Origin of the sequence: Acinetobacter sp. NRRL B-65365, assembly GCF_001605865.1 — a bacterium.
Lineage (GTDB): Bacteria > Pseudomonadota > Gammaproteobacteria > Pseudomonadales > Moraxellaceae > Acinetobacter > Acinetobacter vivianii.
The window spans coordinates 1-966 of sequence record NZ_LRPD01000052.1 but is presented as its reverse complement, the minus strand read 5'-3'; the positions used below and the strand labels follow the sequence as shown (position 1 = coordinate 966).

2 protein-coding genes are annotated in these 966 nt (G+C 30.0%); one reads left to right on the top strand and one right to left on the bottom strand.

Annotated features, from left to right (window positions below; all coding sequences use genetic code 11):
• Window positions 1–107 precede the first annotated feature (107 nt).
• Window positions 108–380: a hypothetical protein gene (locus tag AWW72_RS16245; RefSeq protein ID WP_004772882.1), complete on the bottom strand. Its 273-nt coding sequence runs from the start codon at window positions 378–380 to the stop codon at window positions 108–110.
• A 217-nt stretch (window positions 381–597) separates the two neighbouring features.
• On the opposite strand from AWW72_RS16245, the gene AWW72_RS16240 reads away from it, so the two are divergent.
• The coding region (locus AWW72_RS16240) for a hypothetical protein (RefSeq protein WP_062848020.1) at window positions 598–966 on the top strand (369 nt) is incomplete at its 3' end.

Sequence of the window (966 nt, the reverse complement as noted above, 5' to 3'; positions counted from 1 at the left end):
ATGACCATAACGGTGTCAATACACCCCCGTTATGACCAAAAAAGCATAATAAATGCATGATATTTGAGTCGGTTAACGCTTGGATATCATGAGGTTAAGATCCGAGTTTAACACTCACATGCACCAAACATATTGTAGACAAAATTGACCGGTGCATCTTCAGGATAGACTTCCGTATCTTTCACCATAAACAAAAGGTTATCAGACAATACAATTAAAGAGCTTCCACTTCGACTCAAGATAACACCCTTGGCTATCTCCTCTTTCACCTTATTAATATAGCTATCAACTTTAATGAAAAATACTTTTCGTCCTGCGGTTATCTCAACTGGATTAATTTTTTTATATAAACCACATTTCCTACACACCCATTTCTTCATTTTGCAATCTCAAAATAAAAGAAAGTATAATAAAAATCATAACTTAATAATTAACACAGAAAGCAATTAAAATTACCAGTATATTCATTTCTGAAAAATCAAGCAAAAACACAAAAATTTAAAAATAAAAACACTATGGGACAAATATCAAAAAAAACTAACATTTAAAAGAATAAAAAATATAATTGAAAAATATAATAAATATGGATTTTCAAAAATGTCTTCCCTAGAAAAAATATCAATAATAGCGCTTATAGGGCATCTCACCAGTTTGACGATAGAAAACTATTCTATTGCAGAAAAGTTCTTTACCAAAGACTTTTGCTATATCGATCAGCAAGAAGATAAATTTATCAATATGATTTATTTTTTCTTAGAAAATATCAACGATAGAGATCACAATTATCAAATTACACAGATGAAGGAAATTTCAGATCAGGTTCACCTTGTACATCTTAAAAATGAGATCTTGATTGAGCCGCAACCTTATCATGACCTACTCAATCCACAGGATACGTTTATTCTCATTATAAAAATGATTGAGGCTCAACCTAAAATATCTTATGTAATCGACCTTAAATATAAG